Source organism: Hydrogenophaga sp. GW456-12-10-14-TSB4 (assembly GCF_059424305.1).
The window spans coordinates 26,523-49,467 of record NZ_JBWKZH010000036.1 but is presented as its reverse complement, the minus strand read 5'-3'; the positions used below and the strand labels follow the sequence as shown (position 1 = coordinate 49,467).

At 67.8% G+C, this 22,945-nt stretch carries 19 protein-coding genes and 2 tRNA genes; 13 read left to right on the top strand and 8 right to left on the bottom strand.

All coding sequences use genetic code 11. The features are described 5' to 3' along the window. Window positions 1-7: 7 nt before the first annotated feature. Window positions 8-1,246: an NAD(P)/FAD-dependent oxidoreductase gene (locus AC07ZS_RS17855; protein ID WP_494799867.1), complete on the bottom strand. Its 1,239-nt coding sequence runs from the start codon at window positions 1,244-1,246 to the stop codon at window positions 8-10. A gap of 165 nt (window positions 1,247-1,411) precedes the next feature. Between AC07ZS_RS17855 and AC07ZS_RS17850 the strand changes: the two genes are divergently transcribed. Continuing rightward, entirely contained in the window at window positions 1,412-2,335 is a 924-nt protein-coding gene (locus tag AC07ZS_RS17850; protein WP_494799866.1) for a LysR family transcriptional regulator, read from the top strand. A 1-nt stretch (window position 2,336) separates the two neighbouring features. Here AC07ZS_RS17850 and AC07ZS_RS17845 read toward each other — a convergent pair whose 3' ends face one another. After that, window positions 2,337-3,581, bottom strand: a complete 1,245-nt coding sequence (locus AC07ZS_RS17845; RefSeq protein WP_494799865.1) for a DEAD/DEAH box helicase — start codon at window positions 3,579-3,581, stop codon at window positions 2,337-2,339. Window positions 3,582-3,621: 40 nt separating this feature from the next. On the opposite strand from AC07ZS_RS17845, the gene AC07ZS_RS17840 reads away from it, so the two are divergent. Beyond that, window positions 3,622-3,987 carry a translation initiation factor Sui1 gene (locus AC07ZS_RS17840; RefSeq protein WP_494799864.1) on the top strand — a complete coding sequence of 122 codons (366 nt, stop codon included), beginning with the start codon at window positions 3,622-3,624 and terminating at the stop codon, window positions 3,985-3,987. A 3-nt stretch (window positions 3,988-3,990) separates the two neighbouring features. Here the strand turns inward: AC07ZS_RS17840 and serB are convergent, their stop codons facing one another. Both serB and mfd read right to left on the bottom strand, forming a co-directional pair. After that, on the bottom strand, window positions 3,991-4,716 hold the full coding sequence (serB, locus tag AC07ZS_RS17835) for a phosphoserine phosphatase SerB (RefSeq protein WP_494799863.1): 726 nt from the start codon (window positions 4,714-4,716) through the stop codon (window positions 3,991-3,993). Between the two features lie 8 nt (window positions 4,717-4,724). Then, the gene (gene mfd, locus AC07ZS_RS17830; protein WP_494799862.1) at window positions 4,725-8,207 is read right to left on the bottom strand and encodes a transcription-repair coupling factor; all 3,483 of its coding nucleotides are present in this window, start codon (window positions 8,205-8,207) and stop codon (window positions 4,725-4,727) included. Window positions 8,208-8,327: 120 nt separating this feature from the next. Between mfd and ispD the strand changes: the two genes are divergently transcribed. Next, complete coding sequence (gene ispD / locus AC07ZS_RS17825) at window positions 8,328-9,047, top strand: 2-C-methyl-D-erythritol 4-phosphate cytidylyltransferase (RefSeq protein WP_494799861.1); 720 nt, start codon at window positions 8,328-8,330, stop codon at window positions 9,045-9,047. Then, window positions 9,044-9,547, top strand: a complete 504-nt coding sequence (gene ispF, locus AC07ZS_RS17820; protein WP_494799860.1) for a 2-C-methyl-D-erythritol 2,4-cyclodiphosphate synthase — start codon at window positions 9,044-9,046, stop codon at window positions 9,545-9,547. Before ispD ends, ispF begins: the two co-directional genes overlap by 4 nt. Here the strand turns inward: ispF and AC07ZS_RS17815 are convergent. Together AC07ZS_RS17815 and ompR are read right to left on the bottom strand one after the other, a co-directional pair. Further along, window positions 9,531-10,934 carry a sensor histidine kinase family protein gene (locus AC07ZS_RS17815; protein ID WP_494799859.1) on the bottom strand — a complete coding sequence of 468 codons (1,404 nt, stop codon included), beginning with the start codon at window positions 10,932-10,934 and terminating at the stop codon, window positions 9,531-9,533. The two genes, ispF and AC07ZS_RS17815, sit on opposite strands and share 17 nt — an antisense overlap. After that, window positions 10,934-11,665 carry an osmolarity response regulator transcription factor OmpR gene (gene ompR, locus AC07ZS_RS17810; RefSeq protein ID WP_494799858.1) on the bottom strand — a complete coding sequence of 244 codons (732 nt, stop codon included), beginning with the start codon at window positions 11,663-11,665 and terminating at the stop codon, window positions 10,934-10,936. The genes AC07ZS_RS17815 and ompR overlap by 1 nt, the downstream gene beginning before the upstream one ends. 169 nt (window positions 11,666-11,834) lie before the next feature. On the opposite strand from ompR, the gene AC07ZS_RS17805 reads away from it, so the two are divergent. Together AC07ZS_RS17805 and AC07ZS_RS17800 are read left to right on the top strand one after the other, a co-directional pair. Next, complete coding sequence (locus AC07ZS_RS17805; RefSeq protein ID WP_494799857.1) at window positions 11,835-12,128, top strand: hypothetical protein; 294 nt, start codon at window positions 11,835-11,837, stop codon at window positions 12,126-12,128. After that, the gene (locus tag AC07ZS_RS17800; RefSeq protein WP_494799856.1) at window positions 12,125-12,871 is read left to right on the top strand and encodes an SIMPL domain-containing protein; all 747 of its coding nucleotides are present in this window, start codon (window positions 12,125-12,127) and stop codon (window positions 12,869-12,871) included. The genes AC07ZS_RS17805 and AC07ZS_RS17800 overlap by 4 nt, the downstream gene beginning before the upstream one ends. A gap of 57 nt (window positions 12,872-12,928) precedes the next feature. Here AC07ZS_RS17800 and AC07ZS_RS17795 read toward each other — a convergent pair whose 3' ends face one another. Continuing rightward, complete coding sequence (locus AC07ZS_RS17795) at window positions 12,929-13,699, bottom strand: 3-hydroxybutyrate dehydrogenase (RefSeq protein WP_494799855.1); 771 nt, start codon at window positions 13,697-13,699, stop codon at window positions 12,929-12,931. Between the two features lie 90 nt (window positions 13,700-13,789). On the opposite strand from AC07ZS_RS17795, the gene AC07ZS_RS17790 reads away from it, so the two are divergent. From AC07ZS_RS17790 to rimO, 5 genes are all read left to right on the top strand, one after another. Then, complete coding sequence (locus AC07ZS_RS17790; protein ID WP_494799854.1) at window positions 13,790-14,710, top strand: alpha/beta fold hydrolase; 921 nt, start codon at window positions 13,790-13,792, stop codon at window positions 14,708-14,710. A 34-nt stretch (window positions 14,711-14,744) separates the two neighbouring features. Then, window positions 14,745-17,057, top strand: a complete 2,313-nt coding sequence (locus tag AC07ZS_RS17785) for a RelA/SpoT family protein (RefSeq protein WP_494799853.1) — start codon at window positions 14,745-14,747, stop codon at window positions 17,055-17,057. 64 nt (window positions 17,058-17,121) lie between these two features. Next, window positions 17,122-17,198 (top strand) — tRNA-Val (locus tag AC07ZS_RS17780). Window positions 17,199-17,411: 213 nt separating this feature from the next. Further along, window positions 17,412-17,954: a polyhydroxyalkanoate synthesis repressor PhaR gene (phaR, locus tag AC07ZS_RS17775; protein WP_494799852.1), complete on the top strand. Its 543-nt coding sequence runs from the start codon at window positions 17,412-17,414 to the stop codon at window positions 17,952-17,954. Between the two features lie 44 nt (window positions 17,955-17,998). Beyond that, entirely contained in the window at window positions 17,999-19,384 is a 1,386-nt protein-coding gene (gene rimO / locus AC07ZS_RS17770) for a 30S ribosomal protein S12 methylthiotransferase RimO (protein WP_494799851.1), read from the top strand. Window positions 19,385-19,545: 161 nt separating this feature from the next. On the opposite strand, the gene AC07ZS_RS17765 is transcribed toward rimO, so the two are convergent. Next, window positions 19,546-19,630: transfer RNA gene (locus AC07ZS_RS17765), tRNA-Leu, on the bottom strand. Window positions 19,631-19,677: 47 nt separating this feature from the next. Here AC07ZS_RS17765 and rnr point away from each other — a divergent pair. Then, window positions 19,678-21,975, top strand: a complete 2,298-nt coding sequence (rnr, locus tag AC07ZS_RS17760) for a ribonuclease R (protein ID WP_494799850.1) — start codon at window positions 19,678-19,680, stop codon at window positions 21,973-21,975. 22 nt (window positions 21,976-21,997) lie between these two features. Continuing rightward, a complete protein-coding gene (locus AC07ZS_RS17755) occupies window positions 21,998-22,933 on the top strand; it encodes a gamma-glutamyl-gamma-aminobutyrate hydrolase family protein (protein WP_494799849.1) in 936 nt (311 codons plus the stop codon). The last annotated feature ends 12 nt before the right edge of the window (window positions 22,934-22,945 follow it).

Genomic DNA, 22,945 nt, shown 5'->3' with positions numbered 1-22,945 from the left:
CGGCCTTTCAGCGAAAGCGCCGCGCGCTGAAGGGTGACAGGTCCACCTGCGTGGCGCGGCCCGCCACCAGGTGGGCGACCTCGCGGCCGGTGCTGGCGCCCATGCACATGCCCATGTGGCCGTGACCGAAGGCGAGCCAGGCGTTGTCGGCGTCGCGGCTGCGGTCGATCACCGGCAGGCTGTCAGGCATGCAGGGGCGGTGGCCCATCCACTGCGTCACTTCCGAGGTGTCCAGGTGCGGGAACAGCAGCTGGCCCTGGCGCAGCAGGGCCTGGGCGCGCTCGTAGTTGGGCGCTCGCCTCAGGCCGGCGAACTCCACCGTGCCGGCCAGCCGCAGGCCCATGGCCATGGGGTTGACCATGATGTTGTTTTCCGACGCCATCACGGTGTGGCGCAGCTTCAGGTTGGAGCTGCGCACGGTCACGTGGTAGCCGCGCTGGGTTTCCAGCGGCACGCGGTCGCCGAGCTGCTTCGCGAGCTGGCCGGACCAGGCACCGGCGGCCACCACCACGCCGTCGACCGCCAGCGGCTCGCCGCGGTCCATGCGCAGGCCGGTGACGCGCCGGCCTTCGCGCTCGAAGCCGGTGACCGAGCGGTGGTCGTGGCGGGCGCCGTCGCGCACGCTTTGTGCGACCAGGGCCTTGACCAACTGCGACGGGTCCAGCGTGGAGCCGTTGTCGGGTGCCAGGATGCCGAAGCGGAAGCGCCCCTTCAGGTCGGGCTCGAGCTCTTCCAGCTCGTCGCGCTCGACGTTGACGAGGTTCACGCCGAGCGACTTGCGCAGGGCCATGCCCCACTTCCACTGGTCGGCGGCCTCGCGCGAAGAGTAGACGTACAGGCAGCCGCTGCGACGCACCAGCGCGTTCGCGTCGGCGTGGTCGAGCAGGGGGCCGTAGCAATCGAAGATCGGGCGCAACAGGGTCTGCAGCGCGGTGGCGATGCGCGTCACTTCCTGCGGCGTGGAATGCTGCAGCATGCGCAGCAGCCAGGGCAGCACGCGCGGCAGGTAGGCGGTTCGGATGGTCAGTGGACCCAGCGGGTCGAGCAGCCAGCTGGGCACTTTCTTCCACATGTTGGGCATGCCCACCGGCAGGCAGGCGCTGGGGGAGAGCGAGCCGGCGTTGCCGAACGAGCAGGCCTCGCCCGGTTCGAGCGGGTCGACGAAGGTGATCTGGTGGCCGTCGCGCTGCAGCCAGGCGGCTGTGCAGGCGCCGACGATGCCTGTGCCTACAACGGCGATGTGCATGGGATCAGCGGTTTCTCTGGATGGGGGACGGGGTTGTCTCGCGGCATTCTAGGGAGCACCCTTTGCATCAAACAAACGAATTCTTTTGATACATTCATCATGAAATTTGATGGTGGTGCATGCACATTCGCCGGGCACCGCCGACGAACCAGATGGGTGCATGGCATGAACATCAGCTTGAGACAGATGCGGGCCTTCGCGGCCGTGACACAGAGCGGCAGCTTCACCGGCGCGGCGCGCCAGCTCAGCCTCACGCAGTCGGCGGTGAGCATGCTGGTGCAGCAGCTGGAGCAGGAGCTGCACCTGCAGCTGTTCGACCGCAGCCGCACGGCCATCACCCTCACCGAGGCTGGCAAGAACCTGCTGCCGCTGGCGCAGCGCATCCTGGAGGATGTGCGGCAGGTGGTGGAGGGGGCTTCCGAGATCCGGGCGCTGCGCCGGGGCTTCCTGCGCGTGTCGACCTCGCAGATGATGGCCTGCACCTGGGTGGCCTCGGTGCTCACCGAGTTCGGCCGGGAGCACCCCGGCATCAGCCTGCGCCTGAAGGACGCGGTGGCCGACGACGTGGTGGACACCGTGCGCCACGGGGCGGTGGAGCTGGGCATCGGCCCGGAGCGATTGACCGGCGACGATGTGACGCGCAGCTTCCTCATGAATGTGCCGATCCGCCTGGTGTGTCCCAAAGGGCACCCGGCCTACGACCGCGCCAGCGTGTCTTGGAAGGAGCTGCGCGATGAACGCTGGATCAGCTATTCCCACGAGTTCGGCCGCCACGTGGAGCGGGCGCTGCACACCCACGGGCACGACTTTTCGCTGAACACGGCGAGCGACGTAGGGTTCCTCACCACGGCGATGGCGCTGGCCGGCAATGGCATGGGCGTGCTGCTGGCACCGGAGTACGCCCGCTCGTTCGCCGACAACTTCGGCGTGCGCTTCGTGCCGTTGCGCGCACCGGCCATCCAGCGCGAGTACTTCGTGTACCAGCGCAAGGGGCAGTCGCTGTCGCCGGCGGCGGCCACCTTTCTCGATCTGTTGCGGCAGCGCGGCGGCGGTGCCCGGCGCGCGGGCAAGGCGGCGGCGCCGGGTTGAATCAGTCCGGCTTTCGCCCGGCTGCCGCCGCGCGCAGCTTGTCCTTCTTGCTGGGGCGTTTGCCCTTGATCCCGCCACCACCCGGGGCGGGGGGCGGTGCGGCTTCGGTGGGCTCGAAGCCGGGTCGCACTTCCAGCGGCAGGGAAAGGCCCATGCGTTTCTCGATCAGCCGCCAGTGGGCCTCGGTAGCCGGGCTCACGAAGCTCACCGCCAGACCGTCCGCGCCCGCGCGGCCGGTGCGGCCGATGCGGTGCACGTAGTCCACGGTCGAGCGCGGCAGGTCGTAGTTGACCACCACGGGCAGTTGTTCGATGTCGATGCCGCGCGCGGCCAGGTCGGTGGTGACGACCACATCCCAGCGCTTGTCCTTGAACTCGCCCAGCGCCTGCTGGCGCGCGCCTTGGCTCAGTCCGCCGTGGAACGAGGTGGCGTAGAGATCGCCCTGGTGGAGTTTGGCCGCCACCCGCTCGGCGGCGTACTGCGTGGCCACGAACACCAGCACGCGCTGCCAGCCCTGGTCCTGGATGAGCTGGCGCAGCAGCTGCGTGCGGCGCGTGCTGTCGACCAGAAAAGCCTGCTGCAGGATCACCGCTGAGTCGGTCGGCGCCGCCGGCACGTCGATGCGCTGGGGCTGGTGCAGCAAGGCATCGGCCAGCGCCTGCACCGCCACGGGAAAGGTGGCGGAGAAAAAGAGGTTCTGGCGCTGGGCGGGCAGGAGGGCCAGCACGCGGGCAAGTTCGTCGGCGAAACCCAGGTCCAGCAGACGGTCCGCCTCGTCGAGCACCAGCAGCTCCACGGCCGACAGGCGCAGCGCGTTGTGCTCCACCAGATCGAGCAGGCGCCCGGGCGTGGCGACCACCACGTCGGCACCGCCGCGCAGCGCCATCATCTGCGGGTTGATCGATACGCCGCCGAACACCACCGCCACCTTGGGCTGGCGCGGCAGGTGCTGCGCCAGGGCGCGCACGGCCTCGCCGACTTGCGCCGCGAGTTCGCGCGTGGGCACGACCACCAGCGCGCGCACGCGGCGCGGCGAATGCGGGGCCGCGCCCTGGCTGAGCCGCTGCAGCAGGGGCAGGGCGTAGGCGGCGGTCTTGCCGGAGCCGGTCTGCGCGGTGGCGAGCAGGTCGTGGCCGGCCAGCACGGCCGGAATGGCCTCACGCTGGATCGGGGTGGGCGTGGTGAAGCCGAGTTCGGCGGCGGCTTGGGCGAGGGCGGGCGCGAGGCCCAGGGCGGTGAATGGCATGGATCGGGGCAGTGTACCGGCCCGGGTACGATGCAACCCCATGAAAAACAAGCTTTCGACCGGTGGCCTGGTGTATTCCACCGATGCGGGCCGCATGTGCCCCGGCTGCCGTCAGCCGGTGGCTCAGTGTGTGTGCAAGCAGCTGGCCAGGGTGGCGCCGGCGGGTGACGGCGTGGTGCGCGTCTCGCGCGAGACCAAGGGCCGTGGCGGCAAGGCGGTCACGCTGGTCAAGGGGCTGGCGCTGGACGCTGCGGCCCTGACCGCCCTGGGCAAGCAACTCAAGGCGGCCTGCGGCACGGGGGGCACGGTGAAGGACGGCGCGATCGAGATCCAGGGCGACCACATCGACAAGGTGATGGCCGCGCTGAAGGCGCAGGGCCACACGGTCAAGCGCGCGGGCGGCTGAGGCTCAGCGCAGCACTTCCAGCAATCGGTCGAGCCCGCCTTCGTTGATGGCCACCATGGCCTGCGCGCGCACAGCGGGCTTGGCGTGGTACGCCACCGACAGGCCGGCCACGCCCATCATGGGCAGGTCGTTGGCGCCGTCGCCCATGGCGATGCACTGCGAAGGCTCGATGCCCAGCAGCGAGGCCACTTCGAGCAGGGCGCGGCGCTTCTCGGCGCCGTCGCAGATGTCGCCCCAGGGCTGGTCCACCATGCGGCCGGTCAGCTGGCCGCAGTTCGGGCCGCTTTCCACTTCGAGCACGTTGGCGCGCGTGAAGTCGATGCCCAGCACCTGGCGCACGCGCTCGCTGAAGAAGGTGAAGCCGCCAGAGACCAGCAGCACCTTCAGGCCGGCGGTCTTGCAGGCCCGCACCAGTTCGGCCGCACCGGGGTTGATGCTCAGGCGCTCGGTGTAGACCTGCTCCATGTCGGCGATGGTCACGCCGCGCAGCAGCGCCACGCGCTTGCGCAGGCTGTCCTTGTAGTCGGTGATCTCGCCGCGCATGGCGGCCTCGGTGATGGCGGCCACCTCGGCCTTCTTGCCCACGGCGTCGGCGATTTCGTCCACGCACTCGATGCTGATGAGCGTGGAGTCCATGTCGAAGGCGATGAGCTTGAAGTCGCTGAGCTTGAGCGGCGGGGTGAAGCCCTGGACGGTGAGACCGGGGGCGATTTCGGTGGCGTTGGTCATGTTGAAGGTCAGGCGGTTTCGGGGTTCTTGTGGGGCTGGCCCAGGCTGCGCAGCACATCGCGCACCAGCTGCACGCGGTCTTTCACCTCGGGCAGGGGGCGCTCGATGCGCAGCTTGTCGTTGCCGGCCAGCTTGATGTGGCGGTTCTTCTGGATCAGCTCGATGATGCGCATCGGCTCGAACGGCGGGTTGGCGCGGAAGGTGATGTTCGTCACCCCCGGTGCCGCATCGACCTTGACGACACCGTAGGGCGTGCTGATGCAGCGCAGGCGGTGCACGTCGATCAGCGTCTGCGCCTGGGGCGGCAGCTTGCCGAAGCGGTCCACGATCTCCTCCAGCAGGGCATCGACCTGGTCGGTGCTCTTCGCGGTGGCCAGCTTCTTGTAGAACGACAGGCGCAGGTGCACGTCGCCGCAGTAGTCGTTGGGCAGCAGGGCCGGGGCGTGCAGGTTGATGTCGGTGGTGACCGACAGCGGCGAGAGCAGGTCGGGCTCGCGCCCGGCCTTGAGCGAGCTCACCGCTTCGCTGAGCATCTCGTTGTAGAGCTGGAAGCCGACTTCGAGCATGTTGCCGCTCTGGTGCTCGCCCAGCACTTCGCCCGCGCCACGGATCTCCAGGTCGTGCATGGCCAGGTAGAAGCCGCTGCCGAGTTCTTCCATCTGCTGGATCGCGTCCAGCCGCTGGGCCGCGTGCTTGGTCAGTCCCTCGATGTCGGGGACCATGAGGTAGGCGTAGGCCTGGTGGTGGCTGCGGCCTACGCGCCCGCGCAGCTGGTGCAGTTGCGCCAGGCCGAACTTGTCGGCGCGGCTCATCACGATGGTGTTGGCTGTGGGCACGTCGATGCCGGTCTCGATGATGGTCGAGCACAGCAGCACGTTGAAGCGCTGAGCCACGAAATCGCGCATCACGCGTTCGAGCTCACGCTCGGGCATCTGGCCGTGGGCGATGGCGATGCGTGCCTCGGGCAGGATCTCTTCCAGTTTCTGGCGGCGGTTCTCGATGGTCTCGACCTCGTTGTGCAGGAAATAGACCTGCCCGCCGCGCTTGAGCTCGCGCAGCACGGCTTCGCGGATCACGCCGTTGCCCTCGTTGCGCACGAAGGTCTTGATGGCCAGGCGGCGTTGCGGCGCGGTGGCGATCACCGACAGATCACGCAGACCTTCGAGCGCCATGCCCAGGGTGCGCGGAATCGGCGTGGCGGTGAGCGTGAGCACGTCGACCTCGGCGCGCAGCGCTTTCATGGCCTCCTTGTGGCGCACGCCGAAGCGGTGCTCCTCGTCGATGATGAGCAGGCCCAGGTCCTTGAACTTCACGCTCTCGCTGAGCAGCTTGTGCGTGCCGACCACGATGTCCACCGAGCCGTCGGCCAGGCCTTTGGCGGCGGCGGTGATCTCCTTGGCCGAACGGAAGCGGCTCATCTCGGCCACCTTCACCGGCCACTTCGAGAAGCGGTCGGACAGGGTCTGGAAGTGCTGCTCGGCCAGCAGCGTGGTGGGCGCGAGGAAGGCGACCTGGCGGCCCCCGGTGACGGCCACGAAGGCGGCGCGCAGGGCGACCTCGGTCTTGCCGAAGCCCACGTCGCCGCAGACCAGCCGGTCCATCGGGCGCGGGCTGATCATGTCCTGGATCACGGCGTGGATGGCACCGCGCTGGTCGGCGGTCTCCTCGAAGCCGAAGTCGTTGGCGAACACTTCGTAGTCCTGCGCCGAATAGCGGAACGCATGGCCCTGGCGCGCGGCGCGGCGGGCGTAGATGTTGAGCAGCTCGGCGGCGGCGTCGCGCACCTGTTCGGCCGCCTTGCGCTTGGCCTTGTCCCATTGGCCGCTGCCCAGCTTGTGCAGCGGTGCTTCGTCGGCGCTCACGCCGGTGTAGCGGCCGATCAGCTGCAGCTGGCTCACCGGCACGTAGAGCACGGCCTTGTCGGCGTACTCCAGGTGCAGGAACTCCTGCAGCGCCGGGCTGCCGTCGGGGTTCTTCTCCCCCATGTCCATGTTCACCAGGCCCCGGTAGCGGCCGATGCCGTGCGCGTTGTGGACCACCGGGTCGCCGACGTTGAGCTCGGACAGGTCCTTGATGAGCGCGTCGACGTCGCTGACCTGTTCCTGTTTCCTGCGCCGGCGCGTGGTCGGGCCGGCAGCGAAGAGTTCGGTTTCGGTGACGAAGTCGATGCCATCGTCCAGCCAGGAGAAGCCGACCGCAAGCGCGGCGGTGGCGATGCCGGTCTTTTCGTCGCTGGCCTGGAACTCGGCGAGCGAGTCGAAGGCCGGCGGGTGGACGCCGCTGGCGCGCAGGAAGTCCAGCAGGCTCTCGCGCCGGCCGTCGCTTTCGGCCAGCAACAGCACGCGGTGCGCGGTGTTGCGGATGTGGGCCTGTAGGCGCGCGAGCGGGTCTTCGGCGCCGCGCACCACGGACAGGTCGCCCAGCTTCTGCACGTGCGCGCCGTGCTCGATGTCCTGCTGCGCCGGGCGCACCACGTATTGCGCGTGCTCGTTGGCGCGGGTGTAGAACTGCTCGGTGGCGAGGAACAGGGCTTCGGGCGGCAGCACCGGGCGCTCGGCGTCACCGCGCAGCAGGCGGTGGCGGTCCTTGGTGTCCTGCCAGAAGCGCTGGAAGGCGGGTTCCAGGTCGCCGTGCAGCACCACCGTGGCGTCCGTGCCGAGGTAGTCGAACACCGTGGCCGTGTCGTCGAAGAACAGCGGCAGGTAGTACTCGATGCCGGCGGTGGCCACGCCGTTGCCGATGTCCTTGTAGATGCGGCTCTTGGTCGGGTCGCCTTCGAGCAGTTCGCGCCAGCGGCTGCGGAATTTGGCGCGCGCCGCATCGTCCATCGGGAACTCGCGCCCGGGCAGCAGGCGCACCTCGTTCACCGGGTACAGGCTGCGCTGGCTGTCGGGGTCGAAGGTGCGGATGCTGTCGATCTCGTCGTCGAACAGGTCCACCCGGTAGGGCACCAGGCTGCCCATGGGGAAGAGGTCGATCAGGCCGCCGCGCACCGCGTACTCGCCCGGGCTCACGACCTGCGTCACGTGCTGGTAGCCCGCCAGCGTCAGCTGCCCCTTGAGCCGGGCCTCGTCGAGCTTCTGCTTGACCTTGAAGTGGAAGGTGTAGCCCGCCAGGAAGGACGGCGGCGCGAGCCGGTACAGCGCGGTGGTGGCGGGGATGAGCACCACGTCGGCCCCGGTGTCCTTGTCGCGCTGCGAGATGCGCCAGAGCGTGGCCAGGCGTTCGCTGATCAGGTCCTGGTGCGGCGAGAAGGTGTCGTAGGGCAGGGTTTCCCAGTCGGGGAAGAGGGCGCAGCGCAGGCCGGGCGCGAAGAAGGCCATCTCGTCGATCAGGCGCTGCGCGTCGTTCGCGTCGGCGGTGACGATGGCGGTGAGCCGGCCTTCGGCCTTCTCGCGCGCGCCCAGCTGGGCCAGCATCAGGGCATCGGCCGAGCCGCCGGGGTGGGGCACGGTGTGGCGTTTGCCGGGGGTGAGTTTGGGCAAGTCCATGGGAGATGGAAGGGCGTGCGGGGAGGACTTGAGGACGTGGTGGACCGGTGCGGCCATGACGAACACCCCCGGCCTGACGGGTCGGGGGTGTGAGGGCTGATTTTAGAATGCGGGCACACCATGTCCCATGCCGACACCGAATTGACCCGCCCCGGCGCTCCCCGATGCCATGCGCTGCTGCCCTGTGCGGGCACCGGCAGCCGGGCCGGCACCGACGTCCCCAAGCAATACCAGCCGATCGCCGGCCAGCCCATGGTGTTGCACACCCTGGATGCGCTGCGCGCCGTGACGCGCCTGCAGGGCTGTGTGATCGTCATCGCGCCCGACGATGCCTTCTGGGCCGCGCCGCCCGCGGGCACCACGCTGGCGCGCTGCGGCGGGGCCACGCGCGCCGAGAGTGTGTTCAACGGCCTGCAGGCCTTGCGCGAGCAGGGCGCCCAGGCGCACGACTGGGTGCTGGTGCACGACGCCGCGCGCTGCCTGGTCACGCCGGCCCAGGTGGATGCGCTGATCGACGCCTGCCAGGACGATGCCGTGGGCGGCCTGCTGGCGCTGCCCTTGCCGGACACGCTCAAGGCCGAAGCCGGCGGGCGCGTGGCGGGGACGGTGGAGCGCAGCGACAAGTGGCTGGCGCAGACGCCGCAGATGTTCCGCCTGGGGGCCTTGCAGGCCGCGCTGGCGGCCACCGCGCCCGGCTTTGCCGGCGTGACCGACGAGGCCAGCGCGATGGAGATGGCCGGCCACCGGCCGCTGCTGGTGCGCGGCAGTGCGCAGAATTTCAAAGTGACCTACCCCGAAGACTTCGCATTGGCCGAGGCCGTGCTCAGGAGCCGCCCATGACCACCACCGCCCTTCCATCGTTGCGCATCGGCGAGGGCTGGGACGTGCACGCGCTCGTGCCCGGGCGGCCGCTCATCATCGGCGGCGTGCGCATTCCGCACAGCCAGGGGCTGCTGGGCCACTCCGATGCCGACGTGCTGCTGCACGCCATCACCGACGCGCTGCTGGGGGCGGCGGCGCTGGGCGACATCGGCCGCCATTTCCCCGACACCGACGAGCGCTTCAAGGGCGCCGATTCCAGCGTGTTGCTGGCCGAGGCGGCGCGCCGGGTGCGTGAGACGGGCTACGAGATCGGCAACATCGACAGCACCGTGATCGCGCAGGCGCCCAAGCTGGCGCCCCACATCGCCGCCATGTGCGAAGGCATCGCCCGCACGCTGGGGCTGGCGCCTGGTCAGGTCAACGTGAAGGCCAAGACGGCCGAGAAGATCGGCCCCGTGGGGCAGGGCCTGTCGATCGAGGCGCGCGCGGTGGCGCTGCTCGTCAAGACGGCGCCTTGACCAGTTTCATGTGGGCCGCCAGGCCCCCGGTGCTGCTGTTGGCCAGCGCGAAGCGGCCGCCCATGCGGGCGATGGCGCGGTCCACGATGGCCAGGCCCAGGCCGGTGCCGGTCGCCGCAGAGCGCGAGACGTCTCCGCGGTAGAACGGCTGGGTCAGCTGTTCGAGCTGCTCGGGATTGACACCCTGCCCGTGGTCGCGCAGCTTGACCAGCACGTCGTCGTCCTTGGCCTTGGCCGCGATGTCGATCTTGGCGATGCCGGTTTCCGGGTCGCGCCCGTAGCGCATGGCGTTCTCGATCAGGTTGGAGAACACGCGCTGCAGCTCCACCGCGTCGCCCATCACGGCGGTGTCGCGCGGGATGTTGGTGGTGATGTAGGTGTTCGGGTCCTGGCCGACCGAAAAGATGGCGGCGTCCACCACCTGGTTGAGGCTCACGCGCTCGGGGTTGAGGTGGTCCGGGCGGGCGTAGTCGAGGAACTTGTCGATGATCGCGTTGACCTGGTCGATGTCGGCCGCCATGTGCTCGCGCGCCTGCGCGTCGCCCACGCTCATCTCGGTTTCCAGGCGAAGGCGGGCCAGGGGGGTGCGCAGGTCGTGCGAGATGCCGGCGAGCATCAGGGCCCGGTCCTGCTCGATCTTGGAGAGCCGCTGGGCCATGCGGTTGAAGCCGATGTTGACCTCGCGGATCTCGCTGGTGGCCACGGCTTCGTTGAGCTGGCTGGCATTGAAGTCGCCTTCGCGCACGCGGCTGGCGGCGAACGAGAGCTTTTTCAGGGGCCGGTTGATCAGGCGCGCGATCAGCGCCGCGCCCGTGAGCGAGAGCAGGGCGGCGGTGCCCAGCCAGATCAGCCAGGTGGTGCCGGCCACCGGCCCGATGCGGGACGGGTCGGTGAGCAGCCAGTAGGGGTCGCCGTCGATGGTGAAACCGATCCACAGGCCGGGCGCGCCGTTGACCTCGCGCGCCACCAGGGTGTCGGGGCCCAGGCGGCCGCGCAGCCGCTCGGCCACGTTGCGGCTCAGCGCGTCGGTGTTGTAGAGGCGGAAGGTGTCGGTGGGCTCACGTGGGGCGATGCGCAGGCCTTCCTCGCTGGCCAGGGTCTTGATCAGCGAGACCCGGGCGATGGCGTCCGAGTGCACCAGGGCGGCCCGGCTGAGGTTGACCAGCGAGGCGAGCTGGTTGGCGCTCTGCAGCGCCCGCGGTTCATATTCCAGTGCGCGGAAGGTCTGCAGCCAGGCGACGGTGCAGCCGACCAGCAGCAGGGCGAGAAAGAAGAACGTGCGCCAGAACAGGCTCACGCCCCGCGAGGGACGCATGTCCAGCGGGGCGGGCGCCGTCTCCAGCGAGGCCGGCTGGGTCTCGAACGGAACGCGTGACTCGTCGGACATCAGGCATTGCCATCGGGTACGAACACATAACCCACGCCCCAGACGGTCTGCAGGTAGCGCGGTGACGCGGCGTCTTCTTCGATCAGCTTGCGCAGGCGGGAGACCTGCACGTCCAGGCTGCGGTCAAAGGGCTCGAACTCGCGGCCGCGCGCCAGCTGGGCCAGCTTTTCGCGCGACAGGGGCTGGCGCGGGTGGCGCACCAGGGCCTTGAGCATGGCGAACTCGCCGGTGGTCAGGGGCAGGTCGGCGCCTTCCTTGCGCAGGGTGCGCAGGCTCAGGTCGAACTCGAACGGGCCGAATTTCACCACTTCCTGGTCCTGCGACGGCGCGCCCGGCACCTCGGTGGGTGGGCGGCGGCGCAGCACGGCGTGGATGCGGGCCAGCAGCTCGCGCGGGTTGAAAGGCTTGCCCAGGTAGTCATCGGCACCGACCTCCAGGCCGACGATGCGGTCCACATCCTCGCTCTTGGCGGTGAGCATGATGATGGGCGTGCGGTCGCCGTTGGCGCGCAGGCGGCGGCAGATCGACAGGCCGTCTTCGCCGGGCATCATCAGATCGAGCACGATCAGGTCGACCGAGTCGCGCTGCAACACCCGGTTGAGGGCCTTGCCGTCTTCGGCCAGCATGACCTCGAAGCCTTCCTGCATCAGGTAGCGGCGCAGCAGGTCGCGGATGCGGACGTCGTCGTCGACGACCAGCACTTTGTTGGGACGGACAGTGGTTTGTGGCATGGGAGCAACTTCCGTTAAATGTAACAAACGCGATTGTGGCAGCGCCAAGTGCTTGTCAGCACTCATTTTTTATTTTTATGACACGCTGTTACAGATGTTGCCCGGATACTCCGTAGCTTCACCTCGCCCACATCACACAATCGGCGAATTGACCATACTTGAGTGCACCATGAAATCGTATCTGTCGAGTGGTTTGTTGCTTGTCACCATGGGCTCGGCGTTCGCCGCGCCGGACGACCAGCGTGCGCATCCGATGCCTTCGGACACGCCGGTGGCCGTCATGCCGATCTCGGCCGACGAGAGCGACCCACGCAGCACGATGCGCTTGCGCGATGCGCTGCGGCAGCCCTTCGATGACATGAACGACAGCCGCAAACCCTACCGACTTTCGGTGGAAGAGCGCCAGCGCTTGCGCGAACAGCTTCGCGACCAGCCGCACTACGACTTCAAATTCAAACCATGACCCTGTCTTCCTCGCGTCGCCTCTCAAGCTCCTCGTCCCGTCTTCTTCTCTCCTCCGTTCTGGCCCTCGGGCTGGGTTTCAGCGCTTCGGCGATGGCCCAGGTCACGGTGCCCGTGCCCGCCAATGTGGTGAACATCGCCGCCAGCGGTTTCCTGGAAGTGCCCCAGGACTGGCTGAGCATGAGCCTGAACACCACGCGGGAGGGCAGCGATGCCGTCACGGTGCAGAACCAGCTCAAGCAGGCGCTCGACGCCGCGCTGGCGGTGGCCCGCGCGAACGCCAAGCCGCAGCAGCTTGAGGTGCGCACCGGCCAGTTCAGCCTGTACCCGCGCTACGGCAGCAACGGCAAGATCAACGGCTGGCAGGGCAGCACCGAGCTGGTGCTCGAAGGGCGTGACTTCGCGCTCATCAGCGCCACCGCCGGCAAGATCCAGACCCTGACCATGTCGGGCACCAGTTTCTCGCTCTCGCGCGATGCGCGCCGCAAGCTCGAATCCGACGTCCAGGCGCTGGCCATCGAACGCTTCAAGGCCCGTGCCGACGAGGTCAGCAAGGGCTTCGGTTTCGCCGGCTACACCTTGCGCGAGGTGTCGGTGAGTTCGGCGGACCAGGAGGTGCGCCCGTTCCAGCCGCGTGCGATGGCGATGGAGGCCAAGGCCGCGATGTCGGACGCCGCCGTGCCGGTGGAAGCGGGCAAGTCCACGGTCAACGTCACCGTGTCGGGCTCGATCCAGCTGCGGTGATTCGCCGCCATGACAAAGGCCCGCATCGCGGGCCTTTTTTTCTTTGGGGCGGGGTCTTTACTGCGCCGCCCAGCCGCCGTCCATGTTCCAGGCCACGCCGCGCACGTTGTTGCCGGCCGGGGAGCAGAAGAACACCGCCAGCTCACCCAGCTCTTCGGGGGTGGTGAACTGCATGGACGGCTCCTTTTCGCCCAGCAGTTGCTTCGTGGCTTCCGCGTTGGAAATGCCCTGGGCCGCGGCCTTGGCGTCCACCTGCTTCTGCACCAGGGGGGTGAGCACCCAGCCCGGGCAGATGGCGTTGCAGGTGACGCCGGTGGTGGCGTTTTCCAGCGCCGTGACCTTGGTCAGTCCCACGATGCCGTGCTTGGCGGCCACGTAGGCCGATTTCTCGGCGGAGCCCACCAGGCCATGCACCGACGCCACGTTGATGATGCGGCCCCAGTTGGCCTTGCGCATCGCGGGCAGGGCCAGCCGGCTGGCGTGGAACGCGCTGCTGAGGTTGATGGCGATGACCGCGTCCCAGCGATCGACCGGGAAATCTTCCACGCGCGCGACGTGCTGGATGCCGGCGTTGTTCACCAGGATGTCCACCTGGCCGAAGGTGCTGGCCGCGAAGGCCATCATGGCCTCGATCTCGGCCGGTTTGCTCATGTCGGCAGCGTGATAGGCCACTTTGGCGCCCAGTGCCTCGATCTCAGCCTTGGGGCCTTCGGCATCGCCGAATCCGTTGAGCACGATGTTGGCACCCTGGCGCGCCAGGGCCTTGGCGATGCCCAGGCCGATGCCGCTGGTGGAGCCGGTGACGAGGGCGGTCTTGTTGGCAAGCATGAGGTGAACTCCAGTTCCAGTACGATGGGTTGAAAAGCACTCAAGGCATTATCACGGACGCCCCAAGCGCCCGTTTCGCACTGTCACACCATGCAAGAACCGAACCTCCGATACCTTCCCGTCCAAGGCCCCGCAGCCCGCACCGGCGAACCGCGCCGAATGGCCTATTGGGACTGGGCCAGCACCTCGGGCAACGACCACCACGTGGTGGTCTGCGTGCACGGCCTCTCGCGCCAGGGGCGCGACTTCGACACCCTGGCGCGCGCGCTGAGCGAGCGCTGCCGCGTGATCGCGGTGGATGTGACCGGACGGGGCCACAGCGACTGGCTGGCCGATCCCATGGGCTACCAGGTGCCCACCTACGCGGCCGACCTGGCGGCCCTGCTGATGCACCTGCGGGCCGCGAACCCGAAAGCCATCATCGACTGGGTCGGCACCAGCATGGGCGGCCTGATCGGCATGGCGGTCGCGGCCCAGCCCGCGCTGGCGCCGCGCCGGCTGGTGCTCAACGACGTCGGCCCCTCCATCCAGTGGGAGGCGCTGCAGCGCATCAGCACCTACCTGGGGCAGAACCCTTCTTTCGACAGCGAGCAGGCTGCCATGGATTACCTGGCGTCGATCTCCACCGGCTTCGGCCCGCACACGCCGGCGCAATGGCGGGCCCTGTCCCTGCCTTTGCTGCGGGAACGCGATGGGCGCTGGTGGCTGCACTACGACCCGGCCATCGCCATGCCGGTCAAGGCCCTGACCGGCATGGCCGACGAAGCCCAGGCCCGGCAGGTCGCCCGGGATGGCGAGGCCATGCTCTGGCAGCTCTACGACGCCATCACCGCACCGACCCTGCTGCTGCGCGGTGGGCAGTCGGACCTCCTCTCCGAGGCGACCGCGATCGAGATGGGGCAGCGAGGTCCCAGGGCGCGCTGTGTGGTTTTTGACGGCGTCGGCCACGCGCCGACGCTGGTGTCCGATGATCAGGTGGCCGCTGTTCGGGACTTCCTCTGGTCCGATTGAGCGGTTGGTTGTTGAGCGATTCATGAAACGTGTGATGTCCCTGACCCCGTCCGATAGCGCGAACGCCGCCGTCCTTGCCGAGCGCGCACCGGTGGTGCCGTCCGCGATCGTGGCGGCCACTTCCGACAGCCTGCCCAAGCAGGCGAATGCCCTGGCCCGTGCCCGCGCCTTCGCCGAGCCCCTGCTCGGCAGCGAGCAGCTCGACACGGGCGAGAACACCCTGGCCCACGCCGACGCCGTGGCCGGTGTGCTGCACGACATCGGCGGCTCCGAGGCGATGCAGGCGGCGGCCTACCTGGTGTACGCCTGCCAGCACCTCAACCGCCCGCAAGAAGTGATCGCCAAGGCCTTCGGCGACAACTTCGCCGCGCTGGCCCTGGAAACCACCAAGCTGGTGCAGCTGCAGCGTCAGGCCCGGATCAAGTCGGCCGAGGTGCTGGCCAAGAAGGAGGAGGAGCGCCTGGCCGCTCAGGAGCAGGCGCTGCCGGTGACCACGCCGGGCAAGACGCCGGTGTCGGAGCTGGCGGCGAGCCAGACCGAGAACGTGCGCAAGATGCTGCTGGCCTTCTCGCGCGACCTGCGCGTGGTGATGCTGCGCCTGGCGTCCCGCCTTCAGACCCTGCGCTACTTCGCTGCGAGCAAGGGCGAGCCGGGGGATGCGCTGGCCAGCGAATCGCTGCATGTCTTCGCGCCGCTGGCCAACCGCCTGGGCATCTGGCAGATCAAATGGGAGATGGAGGACCTGGCCTTCCGTTTCCTGGAGCCGCAGACCTACAAGCAGGTGGCGCGGCTGCTCGATGAGAAGCGGACCGAGCGCGAAGCCCATGTGGAGCAGGTGCGCCAGCAGCTCGAGAGCGAGCTGCTGCGCCAGGGCGTGGCCGCTTCCGTGCAGGGGCGACCCAAACACATTTACAGCATCGTCAAGAAGATGCGCGGCAAGTCGCTGGATTTCGACCAGGTGTTCGACATCCGGGCGCTGCGCGTGATCGTGCCGGACCGGGACGACTGCTACACCGCACTCGCCCATGTGCACGCCCACTACCTGCCGGTGGCCGACGAGTTCGACGACTACATCGCCAAGCCCAAACCCAACGGCTACCAGTCGCTGCACACCGTGGTGCGCGACGAGCAGGGCAGGGCCTTCGAGATCCAGATCCGCACCCAGGCCATGCACGACCACGCCGAGCACGGCGTGGCGGCGCACTGGGCCTACAAGGAAGCGGGCGCCAAGGGGTATGCGGGTGTTTCGGCCAGTTCCGAGTACGACGCCAAGATCGCGGTGCTGCGCCAGCTGCTGGCCTGGGAGCGCGATCTGAGCGGCACCGCGCAAGGCCTGTTCGACGACCGCATCTACGTGCTCACGCCCGATGCCGCCATCGTCGAACTGCCGCAGGGCGCGACGGCGGTGGACTTCGCGTACAGCGTGCACACCGATCTCGGACACCGCTGCCGTGGCGCGCGCGTCGACGGGGCCATGGTCACGCTCAACACGCCTTTGCAGAACGGCCAGACGGTGGAGATCACCGCCGCGAAAGAGGGCGGCCCGTCGCGCGACTGGCTCAACGCCGAGCTGGGCTACCTGGTCAGCCACCGCGCCAAGAGCAAGGTGCGCGCGTGGTTCAACGCGCAGGCCATGGAGGAGACCGTGGCGCGCGGGCGCGAGGCGGTGGAAAAACTGCTGCAGCGCGAGGGCAAGACGGCGCTGAAGTTCGACGATCTCGCCGTGTCCATGGGGCTGGCCTCCGCGCAGGAGCTTTTCGAGCAGGTGGGCAAGGACGAGCTGTCGCTGCGGGCCATCGAGACCCACCTGCGCCCGCCCGAACCCGAGGCGCCGTCCGAAATCCCGGTGTGGCTCAAGAAGCCGCGCAAGTCGTCCAGCCAGCCCAGCGGCGGGGTGCTGGTGGTGGGCGTGGATTCGCTCATGACGCAGCTGGCCAAGTGCTGCAAGCCGGCGCCGCCGGACGAGATCGGCGGCTTCGTGACGCGCGGCAAGGGGGTGAGCATCCACCGCGCCGATTGCAGCGATTTCGCCCACCTCCAGCGCAAGAACCCGGACCGCGTGATCGAGGTGCAGTGGAGCGGGCAGGGCGCACCCGACCGCGACGGCCGCGCGGCGGTGTACCCCGTGGACGTGGCCATCGAGGCGCAGGACCGCCAGGGCTTGCTGCGCGACATTTCAGACGTCTTCGCGCGCGAGAAGATGAACGTGATCGGGGTGCAGACGCAGTCGGTCAGGGACGTGGCCTGGATGACGTTCACCATCGAGGTCTCCGACGCCCGGCAGGTGTCGCGGGCCATGTCGGTGGTGGGGGATGTGCCGGGCGTGCGGGTGGTGCGCCGCAAATGATCGGCGGGGTCTGCACGAAAGTGCCTCAAAACACTGATATACTGCGAGGCTTCGGATCGTTTGTAGGCGCGTAGCTCAGCTGGTTAGAGCACCACCTTGACATGGTGGGGGTCGTTGGTTCGAGTCCAATCGCGCCTACCAAACTTTTCTTCAGGGCAGCCAGGCTCTGGAAACAGAAAGCAGACCTTGTTGTCTGCTTTTTTTTCGCCTGTGCGATCCCTCGGCTGTCTCGCAGGGCTCCCTCGCACAGGGAAAACCCATGCTTGCGGCGCTGGGGCGGGTTTCTAGAATGTGCCGTATCCTTCCCCGAAGACGACGGGCGTTGTTCGCCGGTCCCATCCTGAAAGTCCTGCAGTGCAAAAATCCAAGGCCGGTAGCGGCAGCGAGCGTGCGCCCGCCGTGCGCGTGATCAAGAAGTACCCGAACCGGCGTCTCTACGACACCGACACCTCGTCGTACATCACGCTGGCCGAAGTGAAGTCGCTGGTCATGGACAACGAGCCCTTCGTGGTCCGGGATGCCAAGACCAACGACGATCTCACCCGCAGCATCCTGCTGCAGATCATCCTGGAGGAAGAGACGGCCGGGGTGCCGATCTTCACGGAGCAGGTGCTGGCCAACATCATCCGGTTCTACGGCCATGCCATGCAGGACTTCATGGGCGCTTACCTGGAAAAGAACGTCCAGATCTTCATGGACCTGCAGCACAAGATGACCGAACAGTCCACGGGCGTCAATCCGGAGGCCTGGAAGCAGTTCATGAACGTGCAGTCGCCCATGATGCAGGGCATGATGGGCACCTATCTGGAGCAGTCGCGCACGGCTTTCACCCAGATGCAGGAGCAGATGCAGAAGAACAGCGAGCAGATGCTGGCGGCCCTGGGGCTCAAGCGTTAAGCCTCGAAACGCCGCTCTGGGGGCAGGTCTGAGACAATCGGGCCATGTCTGAAACGCTTTCATCGCCGTCCCACGCGGCACCCAAAGTCGGTTTCGTCAGCCTGGGCTGTCCCAAGGCGCTGACCGATTCCGAGCTCATCCTCACGCAACTCAGTGCGGAGGGTTACCAAACCTCCAAGACTTTTGCTGGTGCCGATCTGGTGATCGTCAACACCTGCGGCTTCATCGACGACGCCGTCCGTGAAAGTCTGGACACCATTGGCGAGGCCCTGGCCGAGAACGGCAAGGTGATCGTGACCGGGTGCCTGGGCGCGCGCGAAGGCGAGGGCGGGGGCAACCTGGTGCGGCAGATGCACCCCAGCGTGCTGGCTGTGACCGGGCCGCATGCCACGCACGAGGTGATGACCGCCGTGCACGAGCACCTGCCCAAGCCGCACGACCCCTTCGTGGACCTGGTGCCGCCGCAGGGCATCAAGCTCACGCCGCGCCACTATGCCTACCTGAAGATCAGCGAGGGCTGCAACCACCGCTGCACCTTCTGCATCATCCCGTCCATGCGCGGCGATCTGGTGAGCCGACCGATTGGCGATGTGCTGACCGAGGCCCGCAAGCTGTTCGAATCGGGTGTGAAGGAATTGCTGGTGGTCAGCCAGGACACCTCGGCCTATGGCGTGGATGTGAAGTACCGCACCGGGTTCTGGGACGGCAAGCCGGTGAAGACGCGCATGTTCGACCTCGTGCGTTCGCTCGGTGAGCTGGCCCAGGGCTATGGTGCCTGGGTGCGGCTGCACTACGTGTACCCGTATCCGCATGTGGACGAGATCATTCCGCTCATGGCCGATGGCCTGTGCCTGCCTTACCTCGATGTGCCGTTGCAGCACAGCCATCCGGACGTGTTGCGCCGCATGAAGCGGCCGGCCAGCGGCGAGCGGAATCTGGAGCGCATCGCTCGCTGGCGCGAGCTGTGTCCGCAGATCGTGGTGCGCAGCACGTTCATCGCAGGCTTCCCGGGCGAGACCGACGCGGAGTTCGATCACCTGCTGGATTTCGTGCGCGAGGCGCGCATCGATCGTGCGGGCTGCTTCGCCTATTCGCCGGTGCCCGGCGCCACGGCCAACGAGCTGCCCGATGCCGTGCCCGATGCGGTGCGCGAGGAGCGCCGTGCGCGCTTCATGGCCGTGGCCGAAGCCGTGTCGGCCGAGAAGCTGCAGCAGCGGGTGGGCGCGACGATGCAGGTGCTGGTGGATTCCGCACCTGGCCTGGGCAAGAAGGGTGGCATCGGACGCAGTTACGCCGATGCGCCGGAGATCGATGGCGTCGTGCGCCTGTTGCCGCCGGAGAAGATCAGCAAGACCATGAAGGTCGGTGAATTCACCAAGGCCCGTGTGGTCGCGGCCCAGGGTCACGACCTGTTGGCGGTTCCGGTTTGACGGTGAACACGATGGCCGGACCGAATGCTCGCCGGCCTCGTCGAACGCTTCAGAATGTGAAGCAACTCAGCCTTGAGTGCAAAGCCTGCTTGCAGGTTTTGCATCTTCCGACGACAAAAGAAAAGGCCTTGCAAACATCACGTTTGCAAGGCCTTTATGATTGGTGCCCAGGAGAGGACTCGAACCTCCACGATGTTACTCGCTAGTACCTGAAACTAGTGCGTCTACCAATTCCGCCACCTGGGCTTTCAGGAAAACCAGAAGTATAGCAGAGAAAAAAGCGAAGCAAAAAAGTGAACGAAAAAAATAGCCTGTTGGCCGAATATGAGGGTGTGGTTTCCGGTCATCGCGACGGACACGGGTTCGTGATTCGTGACGATGGCCAGGCGGACATCTACTTGCCATCCAATGAGATGCGCGCTGTGTTGCACAAGGACCGGGTCAAGGCCCGGATCGTGCGGCTGGACCGCAAGGGCCGACCCGAAGGCCGTGTGACCGAAATCGTCGAGCGCTCCGATTCCCCGATCATCGGGCGACTGTTGCAGGAGAGCGGCGTCTGGCTCGTGGCGCCCGAGGACAAGCGCTACGGTCAGGACGTGTTGATTCCCAAGGGCGCGACCGGATCGGCCAAGCCCGGTCAGGTCGTGGTGGTTCAACTGACCGAGCCGCCTGCGCTGTATGGCCAGCCCGTGGGGCGCGTGAAGGAAGTGCTCGGTGAGATCGACGACCCTGGCATGGAGATCGAGATCGCGGTGCGCAAGTACGGTGTGCCGCATGAGTTCTCCGACGCCGCGCTGGCGCAGGCGCGCGCGCTGCCGGACCACGTGCGCGCCGCCGACCACAAGCACCGCGTCGATCTGCGCGATGTGCCGCTGGTGACGATCGACGGCGAAGACGCGCGCGACTTCGACGACGCGGTGTATTGCGAGCCGGCCAAGGTCGGCAAGGGCAAGGGTTGGCGCCTGTTGGTCGCGATCGCGGACGTGAGCCACTACGTGGAGACCGGCTCGCCGATCGACGTCGATGCCTACGACCGTGCCACCTCGGTCTACTTCCCCCGCCGCGTGATCCCCATGCTGCCGGAGAAGCTCTCCAACGGCCTGTGCTCGCTGAATCCCGGCGTCGAGCGCCTGTGCATGGTGTGCGACATGCTGGTCAACGCCAAGGGCGAGGTGCATGCCTACCAGTTCTACCCGGCGGTGATGTTCAGCCACGCACGCTTCACCTACACCGAGGTGGCGGCCATCCTGCAGAATACGCGCGGGCCCGAGGCGGCGCAGCGCAAGGCGCTCGTGCCTTATCTGCTGAACCTGCACGACGTGTACCGGGCCTTGCTCGCCGCGCGCGGCGAACGCGGTGCGGTGGACTTCGAAACCACCGAGACGCAGATCGTGTGCGACGAGTCGGGCCGCATCGAAAAGATCGTGCCGCGCACCCGCAACGATGCGCACAAACTGATCGAGGAGGCCATGCTCGCGGCCAACGTGTGCTCGGCCGATTTCATCCAGCAGGGCAAGCACACCGGCCTGTTCCGGGTGCATGAGGGCCCGACGCCGGAGAAGCAGGAGATCCTGCGCAATTACCTCAAAGCCATGGGCGTGTCGCAGACGATCGGCGACAACCCCAAGCCGGGCGATTTCCAGGCGATCGCCAACGCCACGAAGGACCGCCCCGAGGCGCAGCAGATCCACACCATGCTGCTGCGCTCCATGCAGCAGGCGATCTACACGCCCGTCAACAGCGGCCATTTCGGTCTGGCGTTCGAGGCCTACACCCACTTCACGAGCCCGATCCGTCGTTACCCGGACCTGTTGGTGCACCGCGTGATCAAGGCCATCCTGGCGCGCAAGCGCTACGAGTTGCCGAACCTGCCCACGCCGGGCGAGGCGCATGCCAAGCTCAGCAAGCGCCTGGCCAGCCGCGTGCGGCCGCCGGTGGCAGGCGAGCCCGTGAAGAAGCCCTCGGCCGATACGCTGGCCTGGCAGGCCGCGGGTCTGCACTGCAGCGCCAACGAGCGCCGCGCCGACGAGGCCAGCCGCGATGTGGAGGCCTGGCTCAAGTGCAAGTACATGCGGGAGCACCTGGGCGAGGAGTTCAGCGGCGTGGTGACCGCGGTCACGAGCTTCGGCCTGTTTGTCACGCTCGACGCGATGTATGTCGAGGGCCTCGTGCACATCACCGAGCTCGGCGGCGAGTACTTCCGGTTCGACGAGGCGCGCCAGGAATTGCGCGGCGAGCGCACCGGCATCCGCTATGCGCTGGGCACGCGGGTGAAGGTGCAGGTGAGCCGGGTCGATCTGGATGGCCGGCGCATCGACTTCCGGCTGGTCAGTGACAACGACGACCTCGTGTTGCGCGCGATGCGCGACAAGACGGGCATGTCGCCGGCGTCTGACAACCAGGCGCCGCCGGCACGGGCGGGCAAGGCGCGCCGCAGCCGCAGCGAGGGTGCCCCGCAGGGCCGCCATGCGCAGGTGCCGCCCATGGAGGTCAAGGCGGCGGTGCGCAAGGCGGCCGGCAAAAAGGACAAGGGCGCGCGGGGCGGCGGCGCCCGTGGCACGGCGAGTCCTTCGCGAAAGAACCGGCGCTGAGCCGCTGGCACAAGGCCTCTCCATGCCCCGCGCCGCTGCCCTGACCAAGAGCCCTGCGGACAAGCCGCCCAGGGCCACTGTGGCGCGCCGGCGCGAGCCCGCGGCGGTGCCCATCGACCGGGCCTTGCGCATCGGCGTCTCGGCGCGCCTGCTGCATCAGGCGCCGCAGGAGCTGGGGTTTCGCAACAAGATCCTGCAATACATCGAACAGTCGCTCGCCCACTGGATCATGGAGCACGGGGCGGTCGCTTTCATGGTGCCGGCCGTGGCGCACGACAGCAAACACGCGGCACGCCACCTCAAGGTGGAGCAGGTGGTGCAGGAGCTGGACGCCCTGGTGTTGCAAGGCGGGGCCGATGTGGCGCCCCAGACCTACGGACAGGTGCCGATGGACCCGCGTTGGCAGGGCGACGTGGTGCGCGACCGTTATGAACTGGCCTTGCTGCGGACCTTTCTCGCCCAGAAGAAACCGGTGCTGGGTGTGTGTCGCGGCGCCCAGTTGCTCAATGTGGCGTTCGGCGGAACGCTGTACCAGGACATCGCCACCCAGTGCCCGGCCGCCCATGCCCACGTGGACACCGACCTGTACGACCAACTGGAGCACGACGTGACCTTTCTTCAGGGCACGGCGTTGACCAGGCTGTACCCGAACGCCTCGCAGTTGCGGGTGACCAGCATCCACCACCAGGCTGTGGCGGAGCTGGGCAAGGGCGTGGTGGTGGAGGCGGTGTCCACGCTGGACGGCATGGTGGAGGCCATCCGCTGGACCGGTGGCACCTATGCGCGGGGGGTGCAATGGCACCCGGAGTTCCACCATGGGCGCGACGCGCTGGCCGACAGCTCGCCGATCATGCTGGATTTCCTGGAAGCCTCGCGGGCTGCGGCGCTGGAGCGGCTGGCCGCTGGGTATGAGCCCGATCCGCGCACGCCACGGGCGCCGTTGCGCCTGGGCGCCTGAGCCTAAACTCTG